This window comes from Paenibacillus terricola (assembly GCF_014779765.1).
Lineage (GTDB): Bacteria > Bacillota > Bacilli > Paenibacillales > Paenibacillaceae > Paenibacillus_T > Paenibacillus_T terricola.
The window spans coordinates 1,364,340-1,385,612 of record NZ_JACXZA010000001.1 but is presented as its reverse complement, the minus strand read 5'-3'; the positions used below and the strand labels follow the sequence as shown (position 1 = coordinate 1,385,612).

The 21,273-nt window shown below is 49.7% G+C and carries 20 protein-coding genes; all 20 read right to left on the bottom strand.

What is annotated here, in order from left to right; translation table 11 throughout:
• Positions 1 to 11: 11 nt before the first annotated feature.
• Positions 12 to 974, bottom strand: a complete 963-nt coding sequence (locus H8B09_RS06100; protein WP_191202520.1) for a dipeptidase — start codon at positions 972 to 974, stop codon at positions 12 to 14.
• Between the two features lie 110 nt (positions 975 to 1,084).
• Positions 1,085 to 1,345: a stage V sporulation protein S gene (locus H8B09_RS06095; protein WP_006211249.1), complete on the bottom strand. Its 261-nt coding sequence runs from the start codon at positions 1,343 to 1,345 to the stop codon at positions 1,085 to 1,087.
• Between the two features lie 179 nt (positions 1,346 to 1,524).
• Positions 1,525 to 2,319, bottom strand: coding sequence for a TIGR00282 family metallophosphoesterase (locus tag H8B09_RS06090; protein WP_191202519.1), 795 nt, complete (start codon positions 2,317 to 2,319; stop codon positions 1,525 to 1,527).
• Positions 2,320 to 3,640: 1,321 nt separating this feature from the next.
• Positions 3,641 to 5,182, bottom strand: a complete 1,542-nt coding sequence (gene rny / locus H8B09_RS06085; protein ID WP_191202518.1) for a ribonuclease Y — start codon at positions 5,180 to 5,182, stop codon at positions 3,641 to 3,643.
• Between the two features lie 317 nt (positions 5,183 to 5,499).
• Positions 5,500 to 6,177, bottom strand: a complete 678-nt coding sequence (locus H8B09_RS06080; protein ID WP_191202517.1) for a regulatory protein RecX — start codon at positions 6,175 to 6,177, stop codon at positions 5,500 to 5,502.
• A gap of 85 nt (positions 6,178 to 6,262) precedes the next feature.
• Positions 6,263 to 7,324 carry a recombinase RecA gene (gene recA, locus H8B09_RS06075; protein WP_191202516.1) on the bottom strand — a complete coding sequence of 354 codons (1,062 nt, stop codon included), beginning with the start codon at positions 7,322 to 7,324 and terminating at the stop codon, positions 6,263 to 6,265.
• A gap of 243 nt (positions 7,325 to 7,567) precedes the next feature.
• Positions 7,568 to 8,827 (bottom strand): competence/damage-inducible protein A, encoded by a 1,260-nt coding sequence (locus H8B09_RS06070; RefSeq protein WP_191202515.1) that lies wholly within the window; start codon positions 8,825 to 8,827, stop codon positions 7,568 to 7,570.
• An 83-nt stretch (positions 8,828 to 8,910) separates the two neighbouring features.
• Positions 8,911 to 9,486, bottom strand: a complete 576-nt coding sequence (pgsA, locus tag H8B09_RS06065; protein WP_191202514.1) for a CDP-diacylglycerol--glycerol-3-phosphate 3-phosphatidyltransferase — start codon at positions 9,484 to 9,486, stop codon at positions 8,911 to 8,913.
• Positions 9,483 to 9,623, bottom strand: a complete 141-nt coding sequence (locus tag H8B09_RS06060) for a hypothetical protein (RefSeq protein ID WP_191202513.1) — start codon at positions 9,621 to 9,623, stop codon at positions 9,483 to 9,485. Before H8B09_RS06060 ends, pgsA begins: the two co-directional genes overlap by 4 nt.
• 129 nt (positions 9,624 to 9,752) lie before the next feature.
• Positions 9,753 to 10,244, bottom strand: coding sequence for a YajQ family cyclic di-GMP-binding protein (locus H8B09_RS06055; RefSeq protein ID WP_191202512.1), 492 nt, complete (start codon positions 10,242 to 10,244; stop codon positions 9,753 to 9,755).
• Between the two features lie 122 nt (positions 10,245 to 10,366).
• Positions 10,367 to 11,341, bottom strand: a complete 975-nt coding sequence (locus H8B09_RS06050) for a RodZ domain-containing protein (RefSeq protein WP_191202511.1) — start codon at positions 11,339 to 11,341, stop codon at positions 10,367 to 10,369.
• Positions 11,342 to 11,391: 50 nt separating this feature from the next.
• Positions 11,392 to 12,156: a DUF3388 domain-containing protein gene (locus tag H8B09_RS06045; RefSeq protein WP_191202510.1), complete on the bottom strand. Its 765-nt coding sequence runs from the start codon at positions 12,154 to 12,156 to the stop codon at positions 11,392 to 11,394.
• A 285-nt stretch (positions 12,157 to 12,441) separates the two neighbouring features.
• A complete protein-coding gene (locus tag H8B09_RS06040) occupies positions 12,442 to 12,690 on the bottom strand; it encodes a DUF3243 domain-containing protein (RefSeq protein ID WP_191202509.1) in 249 nt (82 codons plus the stop codon).
• A gap of 115 nt (positions 12,691 to 12,805) precedes the next feature.
• Entirely contained in the window at positions 12,806 to 13,534 is a 729-nt protein-coding gene (ymfI, locus tag H8B09_RS06035) for an elongation factor P 5-aminopentanone reductase (protein WP_191202830.1), read from the bottom strand.
• 17 nt (positions 13,535 to 13,551) lie between these two features.
• Positions 13,552 to 14,844, bottom strand: a complete 1,293-nt coding sequence (gene yfmH, locus H8B09_RS06030) for an EF-P 5-aminopentanol modification-associated protein YfmH (RefSeq protein ID WP_191202508.1) — start codon at positions 14,842 to 14,844, stop codon at positions 13,552 to 13,554.
• A 2-nt stretch (positions 14,845 to 14,846) separates the two neighbouring features.
• Positions 14,847 to 16,127 carry an EF-P 5-aminopentanol modification-associated protein YfmF gene (yfmF, locus tag H8B09_RS06025; RefSeq protein ID WP_191202507.1) on the bottom strand — a complete coding sequence of 427 codons (1,281 nt, stop codon included), beginning with the start codon at positions 16,125 to 16,127 and terminating at the stop codon, positions 14,847 to 14,849.
• A 166-nt stretch (positions 16,128 to 16,293) separates the two neighbouring features.
• Positions 16,294 to 17,082 (bottom strand): spore cortex-lytic enzyme, encoded by a 789-nt coding sequence (gene sleB / locus H8B09_RS06020; protein WP_191202506.1) that lies wholly within the window; start codon positions 17,080 to 17,082, stop codon positions 16,294 to 16,296.
• Positions 17,083 to 17,314: 232 nt separating this feature from the next.
• Positions 17,315 to 20,155 carry an FtsK/SpoIIIE family DNA translocase gene (locus H8B09_RS06015; protein ID WP_191202505.1) on the bottom strand — a complete coding sequence of 947 codons (2,841 nt, stop codon included), beginning with the start codon at positions 20,153 to 20,155 and terminating at the stop codon, positions 17,315 to 17,317.
• Between the two features lie 80 nt (positions 20,156 to 20,235).
• The gene (locus H8B09_RS06010; RefSeq protein WP_191202504.1) at positions 20,236 to 20,460 is read right to left on the bottom strand and encodes a YlzJ-like family protein; all 225 of its coding nucleotides are present in this window, start codon (positions 20,458 to 20,460) and stop codon (positions 20,236 to 20,238) included.
• Positions 20,457 to 21,203 (bottom strand): ClpP family protease, encoded by a 747-nt coding sequence (locus H8B09_RS06005; protein ID WP_191202503.1) that lies wholly within the window; start codon positions 21,201 to 21,203, stop codon positions 20,457 to 20,459. Before H8B09_RS06005 ends, H8B09_RS06010 begins: the two co-directional genes overlap by 4 nt.
• Positions 21,204 to 21,273 lie beyond the last annotated feature (70 nt).

Sequence of the window (21,273 nt, the reverse complement as noted above, 5' to 3'; positions counted from 1 at the left end):
CATCAGCCTAGCTATGCAGTAGGTAATTGTTCTTTCAAATACCGGATTGCATTACCCGAGGTGATATCGGTTACAACTTGTTCTGGGAATACCCGCAGCATCGCTTCTACAAGCTTAGGAACGTCTGCCGGATGGCGCAGCGACTGAACATACTGCTCGATTCCGTCGAAATCAGAACCCAGCATAAGCTGCTTAGCTCCCCCCAGTGCCGCTACATGCTCGATATGCCGAAGAACATCCGTGATGGTGGCGTTCCCGTCTTCTTTTACAAAATAAGGCACGTACGTAATTCCAATCCGTCCATCAATTGCTATGAGTGCTTTAATCTGATCGTCAGCTAAGTTACGAGCATGCGGACATAGCGACTTCGCATTCGAATGCGAGGCAATAAACGGCCGCTTCACGCGATCTGCCAGTTCCCAGAAGCCTTGCTCGGTCAGATGCGACACATCAAGTATGATGCCCAGCCGTTCGCATTCGTCAACGAACTGCGCCCCTCTCGCGGTCAACCCGCCTTGTCTAGGCTCCAGTACGCCATCTGCTGCCCAATTCGCGTGGTTCCATGTCAATCCGACTGCGCGAAGCCCGAGATGGTACAGCAGCCTTAGCATCGAGAAATCGCCATAGAGCCCGTCTACACCTTCAAGCGACAACAGGGCGCCTGTCTGCCCATGATGGACCGCATAGTCAATATCAGCGGCTGTGCGTATCAGATGCATCTTCGGATTCGAGAGTACATGTTCATAAAATAAATCGACGCTCTTCCAGACGGCAGCCTGGCTTGTCATACGCGGAGATATAAACACTGCAAACGTCTGCAGAATCGCTTGTGAAGCATGGAGTCGTCCCGGTGTCACATCAATTTGGCTCTCGGATCGGTCATCGAACGAGAGCTCCTCATGCTTCAGCAGCTTCCACAGCACGTCACAATGAAAGTCAGCTATCGGATAACCTGAAGTGGCGGATTCACGCATTGCTACGTCATCCCTTCCTATATTGTTATGCAGCATGCAAAAAACCTGCCTACAAATATGTAAACAGGTTTATCCATTTCGTAACTATTGTGCTGCCGTGCCTACACTGATCATCTAGGTTCAACGATCAATTTGATCGCAGTGCGGTCTTCACCATCGATTACAATGTCTGTGAATGCTGGAATGCAAATGAGATCGACGCCGCTTGGTGCTACGAACCCTCTTGCAATCGCTACTGCTTTAATCGCTTGGTTTAACGCACCAGCCCCGATAGCCTGAAGTTCTGCGCCGCCACGTTCTCTCAAAACACCCGCTAGCGCGCCAGCAACAGAGTTTGGATTGGACTTTGCTGAAACTTTTAATACTTCCATGAAAAAGTACCTCCTCGGGAATGATGGGTTAATTCCACTAGTTATAACTATTCGAGGGAGGCAGAAAGATTCCTTCTTTTCTTGCTTGTACTTTGTTCACTATTCCGAATTGTTTGACATTTAGAACAATTTATTTTGAAATTGAATATCGGTGCATCGATTTTGGATCAAATTGGCGGCTAGAAGAACATTAACGTCTCTTCCGTTTGACGAATCTTCTGAATCGAAGTCGCTTTACCCGTCGCATCATCTGTGTCCACTAACACAGCGTGGAAGTGCCAATCGCCTTCATCCACGACGAACCGGGTCGGCAGCTGCGTCAGGAATTTGTGCAGCACCGCTGTGCGCTCCATCCCAAGCACGCCGTCACGAGGTCCAACCATCCCTACATCTGTCAGATACGCGGTTCCTTGCGGCAAAATCCGATCGTCATTCGTCTGCACATGCGTATGCGTACCAACAACAAGCGAAGCTCGGCCATCCAGATGCCAGCCCATTGCGATTTTCTCGGACGTCGCCTCTGCGTGGAAGTCGACCAGAATCTGATTCGTCTTGTCGCTCACCTCTTCGATCAAAGCATCCGCCGTGCGGAACGGGCAATCGATTGGCGGCAGGAAGGTACGGCCTTGAATATTAATAATCGCAAGTGTCTTCCCGTTCGCTTTAATGATTGCTGCCCCTCTGCCCGGTGCCTCCGGCGCGTAGTTAGCAGGGCGCACGATGCGCTGCTCGTCGTCGATCCACTCGAAGATGTCACGGTTATCCCACGTATGATTGCCCATCGTAATGCCGTGTACGCCCGCTTCGAACAATTCTTTCGCGATTGTAGCCGTAATCCCCCGGCCAGCTGCCGAGTTCTCGCCGTTCGCAATAATGATGTGCGGATTATATTTAGTCTTAAGCGCCGGCAGCACTTTCTTCACAGCCGCTCTTCCGACACTTCCGACAATATCGCCGATAAAAAGAATTCTCATAATAAAACCTCCGGTTTTCTTTCATCAAGGGGCTGTTGCCCCTTGGACCCCTACTTGTCTTGAAGTTAAAGGGGCTTCGCCCCTTAGAACCTTAACTTTATTGATTAAGGGCTAGCGCCCTCACTATAACCCAATTGTTCTACCCACCAAAATCCTCCCTGCAAGGGGGACCCCATGGGACTCCCGTCCCCTGGACCCCGGAAGAGGCGTTTGAGAGGCGATAGTGCTGCTGAGTTAACAACGTGCTGGGAGACGCGTACCCCTGCGGGGTACAACTCTTGTTCGACGTGTGGTAGTCAGGGGCTGCGCCCCTTACGACCCTCGACTTCGATGAAACCAGATATCTTAAGGGCTTGCGCCCTCATTGTAACCCAATTTTCTCTACCCACCTAAATCCTCCCTGCAAGGGAGGACCCCATGGGACTCCCGTCCCCTGGACCCCGGAAGGGGCGTGTGAGCGGCTGTTGGAGGGGCTCCGTGACAACGTGCTAGGAGTCGTGTACCCTTGCGGGGTACAACTCTTTTTCGACGTTGTGGAAGTCAGGGGCTGCGCCCCTTACGCCCCCCCCCCGACTTCGATGAAACCAGATATCTTAAGGGCTAGCACCCTCATTGTAACCCTGTTTCTCTACCCGCCTAAATCCTCCCTGCAAGGGAGGACCCCAAAGGGCATTGCCCTCTGGACTCCCGAAGGACGGATCTATGTACGTTGTTGGATCGTCTGCCCGCTTTCATCCCTGACGGACACGCTCTAATGCGTACACGTTTGGTTATGGACTCTTCTGGTGCATACGTGTTCAATGTTCTCGCGATCGTTCTGCTTGTGCTCGCTTTCGTCCCTGCGGGACACGCTTTACGTTGGCTCATATCGCTCTTATACCTAATCCCCTTCAAGGGGATTAGGTTACATCCAATTCCACACCTGACCACACTCTCGGTTTCACCCCCGCCCTCTCAAGGAGGATTCTCCTCCCATGGGACTCCGTCCCCTGGACCCCGGAAGAGGCGTGTGAGCGGCTGTTGGAGGGGCTCAGTGACATCGTGCTGGGAGTCGCGTATCCCTGCGGGGGTACAACTCTTGTTAGGGGCGTGCGGTCAGGGGCTGGCCCCTTGGATATTAGTTGGTTTGCCTATAAGTTCATTATGTACTGCCAATTGCAGTGTTAACGATATATGTACATTGAATACTTGAAGTAATGTTAACCATCCGCCGGGTGTCACCCGAATAGACTAAGACGACAGCATATCATGCGGATGATAACCCTGAAAAACAAACAAAAGTGGCTGACTAGCAGCCACTTTCGTCGTTGCTTTAATTCAATTATTTCGCGTACTCGACAGCGCGCGTTTCGCGAATGACCGTAACCTTGATATGGCCCGGATAATCGAGTTCGTTCTCGATTTTCTTCGTGATATCGCGTGCTAGGCGGAACGCTTCCGTGTCGTCGATCTTCTCAGGCTGAACCATGACGCGAACTTCGCGTCCAGCTTGAATGGCGTACGACTTCTCGACGCCTTCGAACGATTCGGAAATTTCTTCGAGCTTCTCCAGACGTTTGATATACGTCTCCAGTGTCTCGCGGCGTGCGCCCGGACGTGCTGCCGACAAGGCGTCAGCTGCGCCGACGAGCATTGCGATAACCGACGTCGCTTCGCAATCACCATGGTGGGATGCGATACTGTTAATAACGACTGGATGCTCCTTGTACTTCTTAGCAAGTTCTACGCCGATCTCAACGTGCGAACCTTCGACTTCATGGTCAAGTGCTTTACCGATGTCATGCAGCAAACCTGCGCGCTTAGCAAGCGTAATATCCTCGCCGAGCTCGGCAGCCATCAGACCTGTAAGGTACGCGACTTCCATCGAATGCTTGAGCACGTTCTGACCGTAGCTAGTACGATATTTCAAGCGGCCCAATATTTTGATCAAGTCAGGATGCAATCCATGCACACCAACCTCGAAAGTAGCCTGCTCCCCGTATTCGCGGATACGCTCGTCCACTTCTTTCCGAGATTTCTCGACCATTTCTTCGATCCGTGCAGGGTGAATCCGTCCATCTGCCACAAGCTTCTCCAAGGAAGTCCGGGCAATTTCCCGACGAATCGGGTCGAATCCCGACAGTATGACCGCTTCCGGTGTATCGTCGATAATGAGATCGATACCGGTCAATGTTTCCAGGGCGCGAATATTGCGGCCTTCACGTCCGATGATGCGGCCTTTCATTTCCTCATTCGGAAGAGCTACAACAGAGACTGTCGTCTCTGCAACATGGTCAGCCGCACAACGTTGAATAGCCAACGAGATAATGTCGCGCGCTTTCTTATCTGCTTCTTCCTTCGCTTGCTGCTCGATTTCCTTGATCATCTGAGCTGTTTCATGACGAACTTCCTGCTCTACGTTGGACAAGATGATACTGCGTGCATCCTCCATCGAAAGATTCGAAATTCGTTCCAGCTCAGTTACTTGCTGCTTGTAGAGAACATCGATTTGCGATTGCGTTTCCTCGATTCGTTTCTCCTTGTTGGCAACTTGTTCTTCTTTGCGCTCAAGCGCTTCTAATTTTTTATCCAGAGTCTCTTCTTTCTGCTGAAGACGACGCTCTTGACGAGACGTTTCATTGCGCCGCTCGCGGATATCGCGTTCAGCTTCAGAACGGAGCTTGTGGACTTCATCTTTCGCCTCAAGCACAGTTTCTTTCTTCAGCGCTTCCGCTTCTTTCTTCGCATTCTCAACGATTACGGTAGCGGCTTGCTCAGCGCTTTGAATTTTGGCTTCGGCGATCGATTTGCGAATGAAATAACCTATCCCAAAGAAAATCGCACCAACAACGAGAACGATCAAGATCCATACAGCCGTTTGCATCTTGTTCACCTCCCCGTTGCACACCAAGTTTCAACGCTTGGGATGATATTTTGTTTTAAATCCAAGTAAGTATAAGTTTCCCCCTCCAATCGAATGGCATCGATTGAGGTTCCCTCATACTTGCGCTTGAATTTTACCGGAATGAAACGTTCTGTAACCAAATAAAGGATGGAGACAGCCGTTTCACCCTGTCCTTAGCCGGTTCCATACCGAATAATCGACTAAACTAAGTGAAAATAATCTGTTTCGAATCAATTTTTGGAAGGAAAATCGATTCAAAAAGAAAGAATACAAAATCATTTTATCTTTTGACAAATTCAATTGTCAAGCCATCCTAACTCTTCATCATCAAGAGCAGCCTCCTGATCAGCAGATGCACGCTTCACAGCTTGCATGGCTACATCCATCGGAAAGCCCCTTCTCAGCAAAAATTGAGCAAGTTTACGCCGCTTGTCATATATTTCGCCTGTCATGGATCTCCATTTCTTAGCAGCTGCAAGATCTGCAACTGCTTGCTCTGCCTCTCTCCCCAGCTCCTGAGATGCAGCATCTGCTGTATGCTTGTCCACTCCACGCATCTTCAATTCCTGTTTAATAAGCAGCCTTCCCTTGCCGCCCGAACGAAGTCGGCTTTCGGCAAACCGCTTCGCGTAATCTTCATCATCAATGAGACGTTCCCGCTCCAACCGCTCAATCGCATATGCGATTGGTTCAGGCTCAATCTCCTTGCGCTGCAAATACCGTTCTATCTCTTTGCTCGTCCGAGGTCGCAATCCCAAATAGTTAATCGCCAGTGCATAAGCTTTGTATTGATTATCCTCCGCTCGTATGTCGGAAATCGCAGATTCCGTCAATTCTAATCCTTTAAACAGACGGTGTCGAATGAGCAGGTCTTCATGAACGGACAACATAGGTTCCGAATCATTGTTCATATAAATATGATATCGGCGGTACTGCTTCGCGTCTTGTTCAACTGATGTAACCGTATAAATCATCGCCCAATTGTAACCTCCTCATGAACGAGGAACGGCACCTCGAATAAGGTGCCGTTCTCTTCTTGCTATGTGATTACCAATTGTTCTAGAGCAAATCCTCGAAAGTTGGCTCTTCTTCTTCTTCCTTCTCTGCTGCAAGTGCTGCAGCTTGGAGAGCGGAATCAGAAAGTTGCGTTGCTTGACGAATCTGTTTCTCAATCGTAGCAGCAAGTTCTTTATTGTCCTTCAAGAATTGTTTCGCATTCTCACGGCCTTGACCCAGTCGATCGCCATTGTATGAGAACCATGCTCCGCTCTTCTGAACGATTTCAAGTTCCGTACCAATATCAATAATGCTTCCCTCACGCGATATGCCTTCGCCGTACATAATGTCCACCTCAGCTTGCTTGAAAGGAGGTGCAACCTTATTCTTCACGACTTTAATCCGAGTGCGGTTACCGACGATATCGTTGCCTTGCTTAATCGACTCGATACGGCGTACATCAAGACGTACGCTAGAGTAGAACTTAAGCGCGCGTCCGCCTGGCGTCGTCTCTGGGTTGCCGAACATAACGCCGACTTTCTCACGCAGCTGGTTAATAAAGATCGCGATAACTTTCGATTTGTTAATCGCACCAGACAACTTACGAAGAGCCTGCGACATCAGACGTGCTTGAAGACCAACGTGGGAATCACCCATGTCGCCTTCGATCTCCGCTTTCGGTACGAGTGCGGCAACGGAGTCGATAACAATAATGTCGACCGCGCCGCTGCGAACGAGCGCTTCCGCGATCTCGAGCGCTTGCTCGCCTGTATCCGGCTGGGATAGCAGCAACTCATCGATGTTGATGCCTAGCTTGCTAGCATACAGCGGATCGAGCGCATGCTCGGCGTCGATGAAGGCAGCTTGTCCACCAATCTTCTGTACTTCTGCGATTGCATGCAGTGCAACCGTCGTCTTACCGGAAGATTCCGGTCCGTATACTTCAATAATACGACCGCGAGGAAATCCGCCGATCCCAAGGGCAATATCTAAAGCAAGCGCGCCGCTGGATACGGTCTCAACTTGCATGTGTGTCGATTCGCCTAGTTTCATGATGGAGCCTTTACCGAACTGCTTCTCAATCTGGCGGAGTGCCATTTCTAACGCTGCGCGACGATCTGACAAGTAACTCACATCCCTTTACTCTTTATAGTGTTATCATAGCTTATTTCGTTCTTGTTGCCAAGCATTTTTTCGAACATACATTCGCTTTTTTTTCTTCCTGAAGACGAACGATGCCCGAAAGAACAAAAAGAACCGCAGCAAATGATCCATTCGCTACGGTTCCTCCGTTAACTACGATTACTATAGCACGATTCTCAAAAACTCGGCAAGAGAAATTATAGCCAAGCACTCTCCCCAGCTCTGCTATTGCTGCTCAGCGCCGCCCAGCGCCTGCCACAGACGGTACAGAACGGCTTTGACAGCGCGTACGCGGATAATATCCCTCGTCCCGCTCAGATGCATCGTGTGGACTTCTGTCGGCTTCGAGCGTTGCGCAATAGCGTAATAAACGAGTCCCACTGGCTTGCCTTCTGACTCAGCTGGTCCAGCGACACCTGTTAATGAAATGCCATAATCCGCATCAGCGATCTCTCTCACTCGCTCCGCCATCATTGCAGCAGTCGACTCGCTGATCGCACCTGGTGCTCCTTCGCCTTCTAGCTGCGACATCGGGATGCCGAGAAGTTGATGCTTCATCCTATTCGTATAGGTAACAACACCGCCAGCATATTCCCCGCTGCTGCCTGGAATGTTCGTAATAAGCTCAGCGAACAACCCGCCGGAACAGCTCTCCGCAGAAGCCATCGTACGGCCCGTCAATCGAAGCAGGCGCACGACAGCCTCTTCTAACGGGATATCTTCCTGGGCGAACAAATGCGCTCCGACATATTGTTTTATTTTATCCACCGTAACATCGATCTTGCGCTGTGCTTCCATCGCCGTTGTTGCCTTGGTCGACACGCGAATCGCGACTTCTCCTTCTTTGGCATAGGGCGCAATCGTTGGATCCGTCTGTCCTTCAATTAATGGCAGCAGATCGTGCTCCAACTTCGATTCCCCGATGCCAGCAAACTTAAGCAGCCTCGAATAAAGCGGAATCGCGGTCCCCAATTCGCCGAGAAGCCACGTCAAAGCAGGTCCTTCGAACATGGGCTTCATCTCACGCGGCGGCCCAGGAAGCAGCAAATAACGTGTACCGTCTTCATGCAGGGCATTACCAACTGCAAGTCCGGCCTCATTAAATAGCGGCATTGCGCCTACAATCGACGTTGCCTGTCTTTTATTGCTTTCCACCATATGAATACCGCGATCTTGGAAGAATGCCGTAATCTTGTCCATTGAAGGCTGATCGTAGGTCATCTCGCGTCCAAGGTAATCCGCCAGCACGTCCTTCGTTAAATCATCCTGCGTAGGTCCTAGACCACCGGTAAACAGCAGCAAATCAGCGCGGCTGCGTGCCGTTTCGATTGCGCTGCGAATACGGTTCGGGTTGTCGCCCACCACCGTCTGATAATATACGTCTATGCCAAGATCGGCCAATCGACGTGACAAGAACTGAGCATTCGTATTCACAATCTGACCCAGAAGCAGCTCCGTGCCTACTGCGATTATTTCAGCTTTCATCGGTTAGTCCTCACTCTCAGGAACAAAATTGTAAGTGCTAAAGGAAGGAAGGACACCCTTCAGAATTGAAGGATGTCCGTCATTTAGGCAATCGGTATCAGGTTTTTGTTCTTGACAAAATAGTCGATGCCCGAGTATACGGTTATGACCGCCGCAACCCAGCTGGCGAAGATGTCAAAGCGAATATCGATGAAGGTGAATGGGAAATTGTTCAGCATGAGCGCAATGATCATCGTAATCTGAACAGCTGTCTTCCATTTGCCCCACTTGCTTGCGGCAATAACTTTATTCTCAAGAAGCGCGATTTGGCGTAAGCCTGTCACTGCGAATTCACGGCAAATAATAACGACTGCGATCCATGCATCGAGTTTATCCATCTCAACAAGCGAGATTAGGACAGCCGCAACAAGCACCTTGTCTGCAAGTGGATCAAGCAGCTTGCCAAGGTTCGTTACGATTTTGTTCTTACGAGCAATGTAACCGTCCAATCCGTCCGTGCTCGCTGCGATGATGAAGATAAGAGCGGCTGCAATCTGATTGTATGTAATCGAGAAATCATCAAAGTGAATCGGTTCCAAATCCAACTTGATCAATAGAAAAATCATGATGAACGGAACGAGAAAAATGCGGGCAATCGTGATCTTGTTAGCTAAGTTCACAGCATCTCCTCCCCGCTGCAGGATGCCACTAGCATACTATCCAAGCTGCCGTCCACTGTCATTCGACAAGTGAGAGGCTTACTGTCCTGTTCACTTGCACCGCTCAGCCATTGCATTGCGAAATGTCGTTCTGTCATGTCGTGCAATCCCCCAGATCTGACTCCATAAAGCTATCTATCCATATAAGTTAAAGTATAATACATGCCCTAAAGCGTGTCAAAATGACAAAACCGACGTCACTTTAGAGAAGAAACTGCAAATTGGAATTATCGATAGTTAATGAACTGCAGCTCTACCGGCAGGTCTGCACCACGGAGCAGCGCAATTACGCCCTGCAGGTCATCTCTGCTTTTTCCTGTTACCCGAATTTGATCGCCTTGAATCTGGCTCTTCACCTTGAGCTTCGAATCGCGGATCATAATGTTGATCTTCTTCGCCACATCCTGCTCGATGCCGGTTCGCAGCTTAATGTGCTGGCGGACGGTAGAATGGCTAGCTGGTTCAACTTTGCCGTAATCCAGGTTTTTGACCGGAACGCCGCGTTTAACCATCTTCGCAATGAGAATATCGATAACGTTACTCAACTTGAATTCGTCATCCGACGAAATAATAAGCTCTTCTTTCTCAAACTTAATGCTGCTCTTGCTGCCCTTAAAGTCGAAGCGAGTCTCCAGCTCCCGCTCTGCCTGGGTTATTGCGTTAGTAAGCTCCTGCATATCGACCTTCGATACAATATCGAATGAACTTTCAGCACTCATGAATTCGATCGCTCCTTTAGAATAGAACATTACACATACATTACTTGTGCCGTATTATAACCGAAAAGCGCTCACAAATAAAGGCATCCGCACTGAGGCGAATGCCTTTATTCAGCGAAAAGTTATCGAACGTTCTGTACTTCGCCTTCTTGGTCAGCTGCACCAGTACCAGTTCCAGCGCCATTATCTGTACCTGTGCCAGTGCCCGTATTCGTTCCGTTGTCAGTTCCAGCCACAGGATTGAATTGCAGCTTCTTCGTCGTCGTCCGGTTGCCGTCTTCGACAACAACGTCATCGATCGAGACTTCAACTAAATCCGCACGGCCGATATTCATATAAGTGGAGCCACTCAACGGAAACGTCTGTTCCGTGCCGTCAGCTGCGTTACCAGAATAAAGCTCTTTGCCTTTCGAACCGCCTTCACGCACCTCAATCCAGCTCTTACCGCCTTTAACCGTAAACTTCAGCACGTGATCCTTGCCGCTTGGTCCTACATCGTAAAGATCGATACGGCCCGACTTGCCCGCCAAGGTAACCGTTGTATCCGGGACTTTCGGCGGCTCCGGTTGCTGTACCGTCGTTCCTGTATCAGGCGTATTCGTGCCCGTCTGTGGATCCGTTGACGGATCCGTCTCCTTCGGCAAATCGATCGAATCCGTAATCTTCGTCTGATCGTCCGCCTTAGGCGCATTATCATTCGTATCGGAATTGTTAATTGCGTAGATCCATACGACTACCGCAATAACAATAACGAACGACAGCATAATGCCCGTGAAGCCGAACTTGCTCCATCGGTCGGATGATGTCTGCGACGCCCTGCGCGGCTGTTTGATCATAGGCTCTACCGCAGCCTCAACCGGCGCAGCAGGCATTTCGTGTTTGTATAAGCGAAGTACGTCATCCGCATTCAGTCCAAGCGTCTCTGCGTACGTCTTTACGAATGCGCGAACATAGAAGGTCCCTGGCAGTACTTTATAATCGCCTTCTTCGATCGCTTCTAGATACCGTTTACGGATCTTGGTTGATTCTTGAATATCATCAAGCGATAAACCGCTTTGCTCCCTTGCCTTCTTAAGCAGTTCTCCTAAATCTGACATATCTTCACCTCCTGATGTCCCTTTTCTATATATGCTCTGGTCTAGAAAGTCTAGAAATCATGAAAGCCGTTCGTAATCGCTTCATACGAAATCTCTTCATCCGGCGTATTACGCAGCTCTATAATCGTATCAAAAGTGCTGTAATCATAGTGTGATTCTTTAATGAAGATATCCGGATGCTCAATAATCTTCGTGGCAGGCATTGCCATTAATTCTTGAATGAGTGCGTAATGGCGCTCATTGGAACGCATGGTGCTGACGATTCCGTCAATGATAAAGATGCTGTTCGGATTCATTTCTTCCTCCGATAATTGACTGCGAACCGTCTGGCGCAGCAGCGTCGACGAAACGAAGGTCCAGCGTTTATTCGAGCAGACGCTTCCAGCGATGATCGACTCCGTCTTCCCTACACGAGGCATGCCTCGTAATCCTATAACCTGATTGCCTTCCCGCTTGAAAATTTCTCCGAGAAAATCGACCAGAACACCGAGTTCATCCCGTGTAAAACGAAATGTCTTCTTATCATCGGAATCACGCTCGATATAACGCCCGTGCCTTACAGCAAGAATGTCTAGCAGCGTAGGTGGGCGAAGCTTGTTAACCGTAATGTAATCCATCTTCGCAAGCATCTGGCCAAGCAGATCGATCTTGCCGTCATCATCGGTCTCGAGGAGCATGCCTCGCGTACGATCTTCGACGCCGTTGATCGTCAAGATGTTAACGCTCATCATCCCGAGCAAGGAAGCAATATTGCCAAGCAAACCAGGACGATTTTTATGTATTTTGTATTCCATGTACCACTGCCGCTTTTCCATTGATCCACCGTCCCCATTTGCCGTTCAATCTTCAAAAATTAATTCTACAATTTTCGTCACTTTCCTGCAAGCGAATGCAATTATGTTCCAGTGACTTATTAACCACTCACAAATCAGCATAAATCGCGTCAGAATACCACTATTGAGGCTTCACGAAGGAAACTTTGCGAGCCTCGATGTCAGTATATGCGTCCAAAAAATACGTATTTTACTGTAAATGAGAAAAATCTTATTTAACGTGTTAAAAAGCCCCCGGTGACGGGAGCCTTTGTCATACAACTGGCATTAATGCTGTACAAGTTTGCACATGAGTCTTGCCAGTGTTTTGCGTTCCTCTTCATCACCGGCATCCCAAATTTCTTTGAGCACCCGCTGCTCTTCATTTTTGGGATCGACGCGCTCGTCGAGGAAGGAGCCGATCTCATACGCAAGATTCGCAATGGTATCTTCAGAAAGTCCTAATTTCTTACCCTGTTCTAGACGAGCAGCCAAAAATTGCTTCCAAGAATCGAAATTCGAAAGAACCGTGGACACGGGTATCGCCTCCTACATTGATCTGCTCCATTCTCAGACATTATGGCTGAGTGGGCAACGATTGTAGTGTGCGCGAGTATGCGCCAGTCTATTCGAACAATTCAGTTTCGGTTCATTAAGTGATCCATCCGCCATTCGGGCTAATAATTTGACCCGTTATATAGGCTGACTCAGGTAATGATAAGAAATAAACCAAGGACGCAATTTCATCCGGCTGTGCAAAACGGCCCAGCGGAATTTCCTGCTCCAGCGCTTGTTTCTCAGAACTGTCGAGCTTATCCAACATAACGGTATCCACAGCCCCAGGCGCTACTGCATTAACGGTGACGCCGGAAGGTGCTAGTTCCTTTGCCAGCGCTTTCGTGAAAGCGTTCATTCCGCCTTTGGTCGTTGAATACAGCACTTCGCAAGATGCGCCGGACTGCCCCCAAACCGAAGACACATTAATGACTCGGCCGAACCGCTGACGAATCATCGGCGCCATAAACAACTGTGTCGTGAGGAACATGCTCTTCAGGTTGACGGACATGACGTCATCCCATTCCTGCTCCGTCACATCAGCCAACATCCCGTAATGGGCAACCCCAGCGTTATTAACCAGTATGTCTGGAACGAAACCGCGATCCTGCAGCTTGTCCTTCATACGGACAATTTGTTCTTTCGAGCGCAGATCAGCCGAGATTGTCATCACGTTCGACCCGAGCCGCATGCAGCGGCGCGCCGTCTCGTTGGCTGCTTCATGCGATTGCAAATAATGAATGATGATGTTCATCCGCTCCGCGGCGAAGCGCTGCGCGATGGCAGCGCCGATGCCGCGGCTTCCCCCGGTGATAAGCACCGTCATTTCGTGAAGCGGTTTGCTCAACTCGTTGTCTCCTCGGCAGCAACGATGGAAACGGCAAGCTGGTTCCAATCAAAATGCTCGCGCAGGCGATCATTAACTTCCTGCAATGTAACCTGCTCATATTGAGGCAGCAGCGCGAATAGATCGCCGCCACGAAAACGATATCGAGTAAACTCGCCAGCGATTGCTTCAGGGGAATTAAGCATGCGTAAGTAACCGCCTATTTTTTTGCGACGGGAACGCTCAAAGGCTTCGCTGTTAATGCCAACAGTTAGCAGCTTATCAACAGCTTCTCGTACGCGTGCTATCAATGCGTCCGGGTCTTTGGTCTCACCGCCAATGACTGAGAAGCTGTACTCTGGCGAAGCATTATACTCATGCGAGAACGAGTCCGAGATAAGCCCTTCATCGTACAGCGATTGATACAGCTGCGAGCTGGCGCCGAATACGATATCCAGCATGATCCGCGTTGCCACTTCCCGCTTCTGCAGCTCCTCGCCAGTGAAGCCTACCTTCGTCTCCTTCAAGCCAAACATGCATTTAGGCAGCGACACCGGAAGATTCAACAGCTTCCTTGACTCTTTCACAGCTGCAGGCTCTGGATCGAACGAGCGAATAATGCGGCCTTGCGACGGGAACGACTTGCGCTCTTGATTGCGGCGAACGAGCTCAAACACTTCTTTGGCGTCTACACCGCCAACCACGAACAGAATCATGTTCGTTGGATGGTAGAACGTCTCATAACATTTGTACAGCGTTTCCTTGTCTATCTGATAGATCGACTCCACTGTGCCCGCAATATCGATATGAATCGGGTGATCATGATACATCGCATCGAACAAGCCGAAGTACACACGCCAATCCGGATTATCTTGATACATTTGAATTTCTTGTTCGATGATGCCCTTTTCTTTGTTCACATTCTCATCGGTGAAATACGGATGTTGAACAAAGTCGATGAGCGTCTCAAGGTTCGCCGGAATTTGCTCCGTTGCCGAGAACAAATAGACCGTACGGTCGAAGCTCGTGTACGCGTTAGCCGATGCACCTTGATTCGAGAACGTAGCGAAAATATCGCCTGTTGGTTCCTCGAACATTTTGTGCTCAAGAAAATGGGCAATTCCGTCTGGTACGCTTACAAGCGGTTTCCCCTCTACGCCGAACCGATTGTCAACGGAACCGTATTTGGTCGAGAAGGTTGCATATGTTTTCTGAAATCCTTCCTTCGGAAGAACAAACACCTCAAGGCCATTAGGCATCACTTCGCGGTACAGCGTTTCTTGAACGCCTGGGTATGCAAGTGTTTCCATTGCTACGCCTCCTTCCTGTCACGTAAGAAGTAAACGGTATCGAGCTGTACGCCATTCGCTACACGCACAATATCGTCAACCGTCACAGCTTGAATTTGTGCAATCAGCTCTTCACCCGTACGCGTGCTGCCCGAGAACAGTGCATTAAAATCATACGCGATCAGCTCGTATGCAGAATCCTGCATTTCGCGAACATGATTGACGAGCATCGCCTTTGTCTGATTGATTTCCAGCTCACTGATTTTGCCGGCTTGAACATCCGCAATTTGCTCGCGAATGATTGCCAGAGCCCGCTCGTACTTATCAATCTCGATACCGGACTGAATCGTCAGGATCCCCTTGTGACCGTCGATACGGGATGATGCATAATAAGCGAGACTTGCTTTCTCTCTTACGTTTATAAACAATTTCGAGTGGGGGTAAGCACCCAACACGCCGTTATATACAAGAAGCGCAGGATATTGTTCGTCTCCGTAGCTAATTCCCGTGCGCAGACCTAGATTAAGCTTACCTTGTTTGATATCCATATTCTCAACGACGGTTTTCACATCGCGAGCAGTTGTACGAACATCCGTTGATGCAAAGGTACCAATATCGCCATCAGGCAGCTTGAACGATTCTGCGACTAGCTTCTCTACTTCAGCGAGCGATGTATCACCAGCTATGTACAGATCGAACACAGCCTCGTTGATCCATTGGTGATACCGCTCATACAATGATTCTGCCGTAATATTAGGCAGATCGGCACGATTGCCAAGAGCGTGCAACCGGTACGGATCGCCCTCGCACATCACTTCAGTGCAGCGTTCGGCAGCATAACGAATTTTATCATTAATGATTGCCTCTAGACGCTTGCGCAGCGTATCACGCTCTGCCTGCACATATTTGGACGCAAAATGCCCGTTCTCCAGCAGCGGTTCCGTCACAACCTCGCCAAGATAGCGCAGCGATGACGCGAGCAGCGATTCCTTAGATTCCACGAATGCATCATTAATGACATCCATTCGGAATTGGATGAATTGATTGTTTCCGCGCTTGAATACATCAAATCCGAAGCCTGCGCCATACAGATCATCCAGCTTCTCACGCAGCGCAATTGTCTCAGGCGTTGTATTCGTGCCACGACGGAATACAAATGGCAGCAGCGCAGTCGATGTCACATGATCTTCTTCCAGCGGAATGCCTGCATAAAGCGTTATTGCAAACGTCTTAAACCGGGTCGTTGGCAATACATGCAGTCTAATCCGGTTCACCCGGCCTCGTTCAAAAATGTTAGAACTCATACCTACAGCCCCTTCCGTATCCCAGCTTGATCGCTTGATCATCCATAGTAAATCTATTCCAGTCAAAGTTGTTCAATTACCATTCTAACGGATTGGAAATGGCAGAAGCAACCTGCGCCACATCGGGCGGGCTGCTTCTGTCTGAATGGCCAAGGCATTTATCCTTTTACATGCAAAAAATGTGCTTACCGATCGTCTTAACCTGCGGACGCGACCAAATCCACTTCGACGTTGCTGTCACCGGGTTGAAGTAATAGATGCATCCACCGCTAGGATCCCAGCCATTGATGGCATCATTCACGGCTTTCTTCGCCGTTTCGTTCGGCGTCAGATTAATCTGACCATCCGCCACTGCCGTGAACGCGCCAGGCTGGTAAATGACGCCTGAAATCGAGTTCGGGAAGCTTGGCGATTTCAACCGGTTAAGAATTACCGCAGCAACCGCAACCTGTCCTTCATATGGCTCGCCGCGCGATTCTCCATAAACGGCATTTGCCATTATTTTAATATCATTTGCCGAAAGGCCAAGGTTGTTGGATTTACCAATGTTTGTTGTTGTGCCGGTTGAGGTCGATTTGTCTGCTCCGCTTGAGCTGCCTCCCGATGACGATGGTTGATCACTGGCAGACGGTGCCCAATTTTTCGTCGCGTTCCATAGCTTCAGCTTTGTTTGAGCACCAACAACGCCATCTGCCTTCATGCCGAATTTCCATTGGAACCACTTCACAGAATTTAATGTGGTGTAACCGAATTGACCATCAATAGAACTGCTGTAGTATCCTAGGAATTTCAACCTGCCTTGCAGCTCTGTCACATCTTTGCCGGAGGAGCCTAGCTTAATGATTGCACTGCTGAACGTCTCTGCAGACCGGCCTTTGTCCGCATAGTGGAGCGAGTATGCTCCGAACAACAGCAGCACAATGACAACTGTCATCACTATCAGGCGATTTCTCATGATCGGGATCTGCCTTTCTCATGCAAGATGGTAAGTTTTTTGAAGCGCATCCTGTCGGTAGTATGAGAAACGGCTATCCTTTCTATTCATGCAATGGAGGCTTCGCCCCTTAGAGCCCATTGTATGGTCAACTTTCGCAAGCACAAAAAGCTCGAAACCGCATGATGCGGCTTCGAGCTTTCATTGAAAGTCCGAGTACTTCATTCAGCGAGAATGTGCGTACATGGTATGACTACTGCTGGCCGCCTGTGCGTGCGTTGGCGTGATCCGACGACCACAACACCTCACGAGGTTTACTGCCTTCATAAGGTCCTACAACACCTTTGGCTTCCATCTGGTCAATCAGACGCGCCGCGCGAGTATAACCAACGCGCATTCTGCGTTGAAGGAGCGATACGGAAGCCTGCTTCGCATCAATGACGATGTTAACGGCTTGGTCGAATAGCTCGTCCAGCATCTCTTCGTCCTGACCGCTGCCGGAGTCATCGATCTCCGGCACAAGCTCAGGCTTGTACTCTGCTTCGCCTTGTGATCGTACATACTCGACGATCGATTCAACCTCGGGATCGGAAAGAAATGCGCCTTGTACACGAATCGGCTTCGACATGCCAACTGGAAGGAATAACATGTCACCGCGGCCTAGCAGCTTCTCTGCGCCAGCCATATCGAGTATCGTACGGGAATCCACCTGAGACGATACACCAAAAGCAATACGTGAAGGGATATTCGCTTTGATGACACCGGTAATAACGTCTACCGATGGACGCTGTGTCGCAATAATTAAGTGAATACCGGCGGCACGTGCCATCTGTGCAAGTCGGGTAATCGCGTCCTCAACATCGTTCGCTGCAACCATCATCAAGTCGGCAAGCTCGTCGACGATAACAACGATGTACGGCAGAACGGCTGCAGGATTGGATTCCATCAGGTTATTATAGCCTTCAATATTGCGAGTGCCTGACTTGGAGAACAACTCATACCGTTTCTCCATCTCGACTACGATTTTCTTCAGCGCGAGTGAAGCACGGCGTGGATCCGTGACAACTGGCGCGAGAAGATGCGGGATGCCATTGTACATGTTCAATTCGACCATCTTCGGGTCGATCATCATAAACTTAACTTCATCCGGTTTCGCTTTGTATAGAATACTGGTAATAATGCCGTTAATACATACCGACTTACCTGAACCCGTTGCACCTGCAACGAGCAAGTGGGGCATCTTCGCCAAGTTGCCGACAATGGACTGACCTGAGATATCTCGGCCGAACGCAATCGACAGCTTCGAACCTGCATTCTGAAACGCACTCGATTCCATTACCTCGCGCATCGTAACGACAGAAACCTCAGAGTTCGGCACCTCAATACCAATAGCAGATTTGCCTGGAATCGGAGCCTCCATCCGAATATCCTTTGCAGCTAACGCCAATGCGATGTCGTCCTGAAGCCCAACGATACGGCTGACTTTAACGCCGGTTGCTGGCTGCACTTCATAGCGAGTTACTGCAGGACCTTGTACAACATCGAGTACTTTCGCACGCACACCAAAGCTCTCTAGCGTTGCCTCGAGCTTACGCTGCGATTCTAAACGATCCACGCCATCCGAGCCTTTACCGCCGCCTGCTGGCTTCGCAAGCAGCGACAAGGAAGGCAATCTGTACGGCTTCACCTTCGGTACGACAGGATGCTGGGCTTGCTCCGAATGATCTGCAGCTCCGGTCTGAAGCGCTTCGGTTTGTTCTTCTAACGATGGTTCATATACGTTATCCTGTTCGTCGATAATCTCATCATCCATATCCGGTTCATCATAGTGATCCGTTGTATTAGCTGCCGTCTCTTGTCCATCTTCAAATGCAGGCGACAGCGAGGACGGAGCAACGCGCTGTGAATTGTTGTCCGTTATATCGAATGGCGTGTTATCCTCTGCATCCTCATCGAATTCATGCTGCGAATTCATCCAAGGCGGCGCTTCTTCTTCCGCTTGCTGTTGCGTTTCTGTTACAGCCTCCGATTGCTGTGGAACACGCGTATCTGGGCTGCCAGCACGACGCAGCATTCGGCTCAAGATCGACTCAGATTGTCTGCCGTCGGACGATTGTTCTTCGGGTTCATTGCTGTGGTTACGATCTGTATGTATCCGTACGACTGGCGTTCTCGTCTGCCGTGGCGGCGGTTCTGGCTCCTGCTCATCATCATCGTGATCCATCGTCCATTCCCGCTGCTCGCTTCCGATCGGCTCGGTCGCATGTTGTCGACCACGCATCCATGGGAACAGCAGCGATCCTCTACGACTGGACGATGTTGAAGAATTTCCATCATTGTCGCCATCTTCATCCGCATCGTCATCGAAGTCATCCATCGTTCGGCGCGATAATGGAACCGCATTCCCTTGGCCTGCTGCTCTCGCAGCCGACACCGCTACCGTACGAGGCTGACGATTCGCATATTTAGCGCGGAGCAAAATGATAAGTCGACCGATTCGCTTCCTTACTGATTTCAAAATGTCGACATACGACTTTCCTGTAATTAACATAATCGAAATCGCGAACATGACGAGCAGCAAGAACTTCGTTCCGTATACGCCAAAAAGCGCATACAAAATCGTATACTGTACAGCACCTATATATCCGCCAGATATGTCACGTGACATAACAGACCCTGAAGGTGCCTCTGGTGACAGCAGCTGTCCTTGCAAATCGCTGCCGAGCTGATGCAGAATACTGCTCGCACTCATCTCAACCGCACTATCGACTGGATTGAATTTTCGATCAATCTCCGCTATTGAGCTCCATAAGGTCAAGGCCAGGACGAGTACAAGCATTCCTGTTTTGCGGCCCGACCACCCTTTAGGCCATGCTCGCTTGATCATAACCGTCAAACCAACATACACGCCTATTAATGCGATTACAAAATAATATTTGCCTAGAAATAATCCAAACAGCTTGGACAAAGAACGACCAACTGCCGCCTCACCTGAGAGAGCAATGACCGATATTGTTATGAGCAAAATTCCGTATATTTCGTACTTCAGGCTCTCACCTATCGATTTGCGTGCCTTGCGTCTTCGCTTCGCCATTCTGCTCACCTCTAATTAACGATTATACCATAGGTGGACAATTGTTCCTATCGAGAGAAAGGGAAAAAGCCCGTCCACGATTAATTCGTGGGCGAGCCATAAACGATATAAGCGCCAGGTTGATAACGCGGATTTAAGTAATGGTCGAGAGGTGCGTGAACGAGACGAACAAGCTTGCCGATGCCGGGAGCAAGCGGGGCTAGCTGCATTAAAGCACCGTCCTGCTCCAGCTCAATGAGCGGTTCGCGTTCGTCGTTCATACCGGCTAGCACCAGCTCCAGGGGCATCGATGTATAGAGTGTCATGAAGGCAACACACCTACAGGCGCTGCTCGACGCTGGCTTATGAGCGCATTAAGTGAGGCTATTGCTTCACCGATGCCGCCGATCGCATCGATAAGGCCATATTTCACTGCATCTGAACCGATGACGGTTGTGCCGATATCGCGGGTCAATTCCCCCGTCTTAAACATTAGCTCTTTAAATTGCTGTTCGCTCACTTTGGAATGCGTGGTGACGAATCGAACGACACGCTCCTGCATTTTATCCAAATATTCGAATGTCTGTGGTACTCCAATAACTAACCCATTCATGCGGATCGGATGAATGGTCATCGTCGCGGACTCCGCTATGAACGATTGATTGGCTGAGACGGCGATAGGCACACCGATCGAATGTCCGCCGCCCAACACGAGCGTAACGGTCGGTTTCGATAACGATGCGATCATCTCTGCAATGGCAAGGCCCGCTTCGACATCGCCGCCAACCGTATTAAGCACAATGAGAATGCCCTCTATCTTCGGATTTTGTTCAGCGGCGACTAGCTGCGGGATGAGGTGCTCATACTTGGTTGTTTTGTTCTGCGGCGGCAGCACGAGATGACCTTCTACCTGGCCAATGATCGTCATGCAATAAATATTTGACTCCGCAGGAGCCGGTGTTGATGTCTGTCCTAACTGCGTGATGGTATCTACGACAGAAGGCTTGCGATCAGCCGGCGGGGTAGGCTCGGGCTGCTCAGACTTCATATAGGCGAGCTCATCATTCATCGCTGTATGCTCCTTTGTATGACGGAATGTAGCTCATCATAGTATGGGACTCGACTGAATGATTATGCAG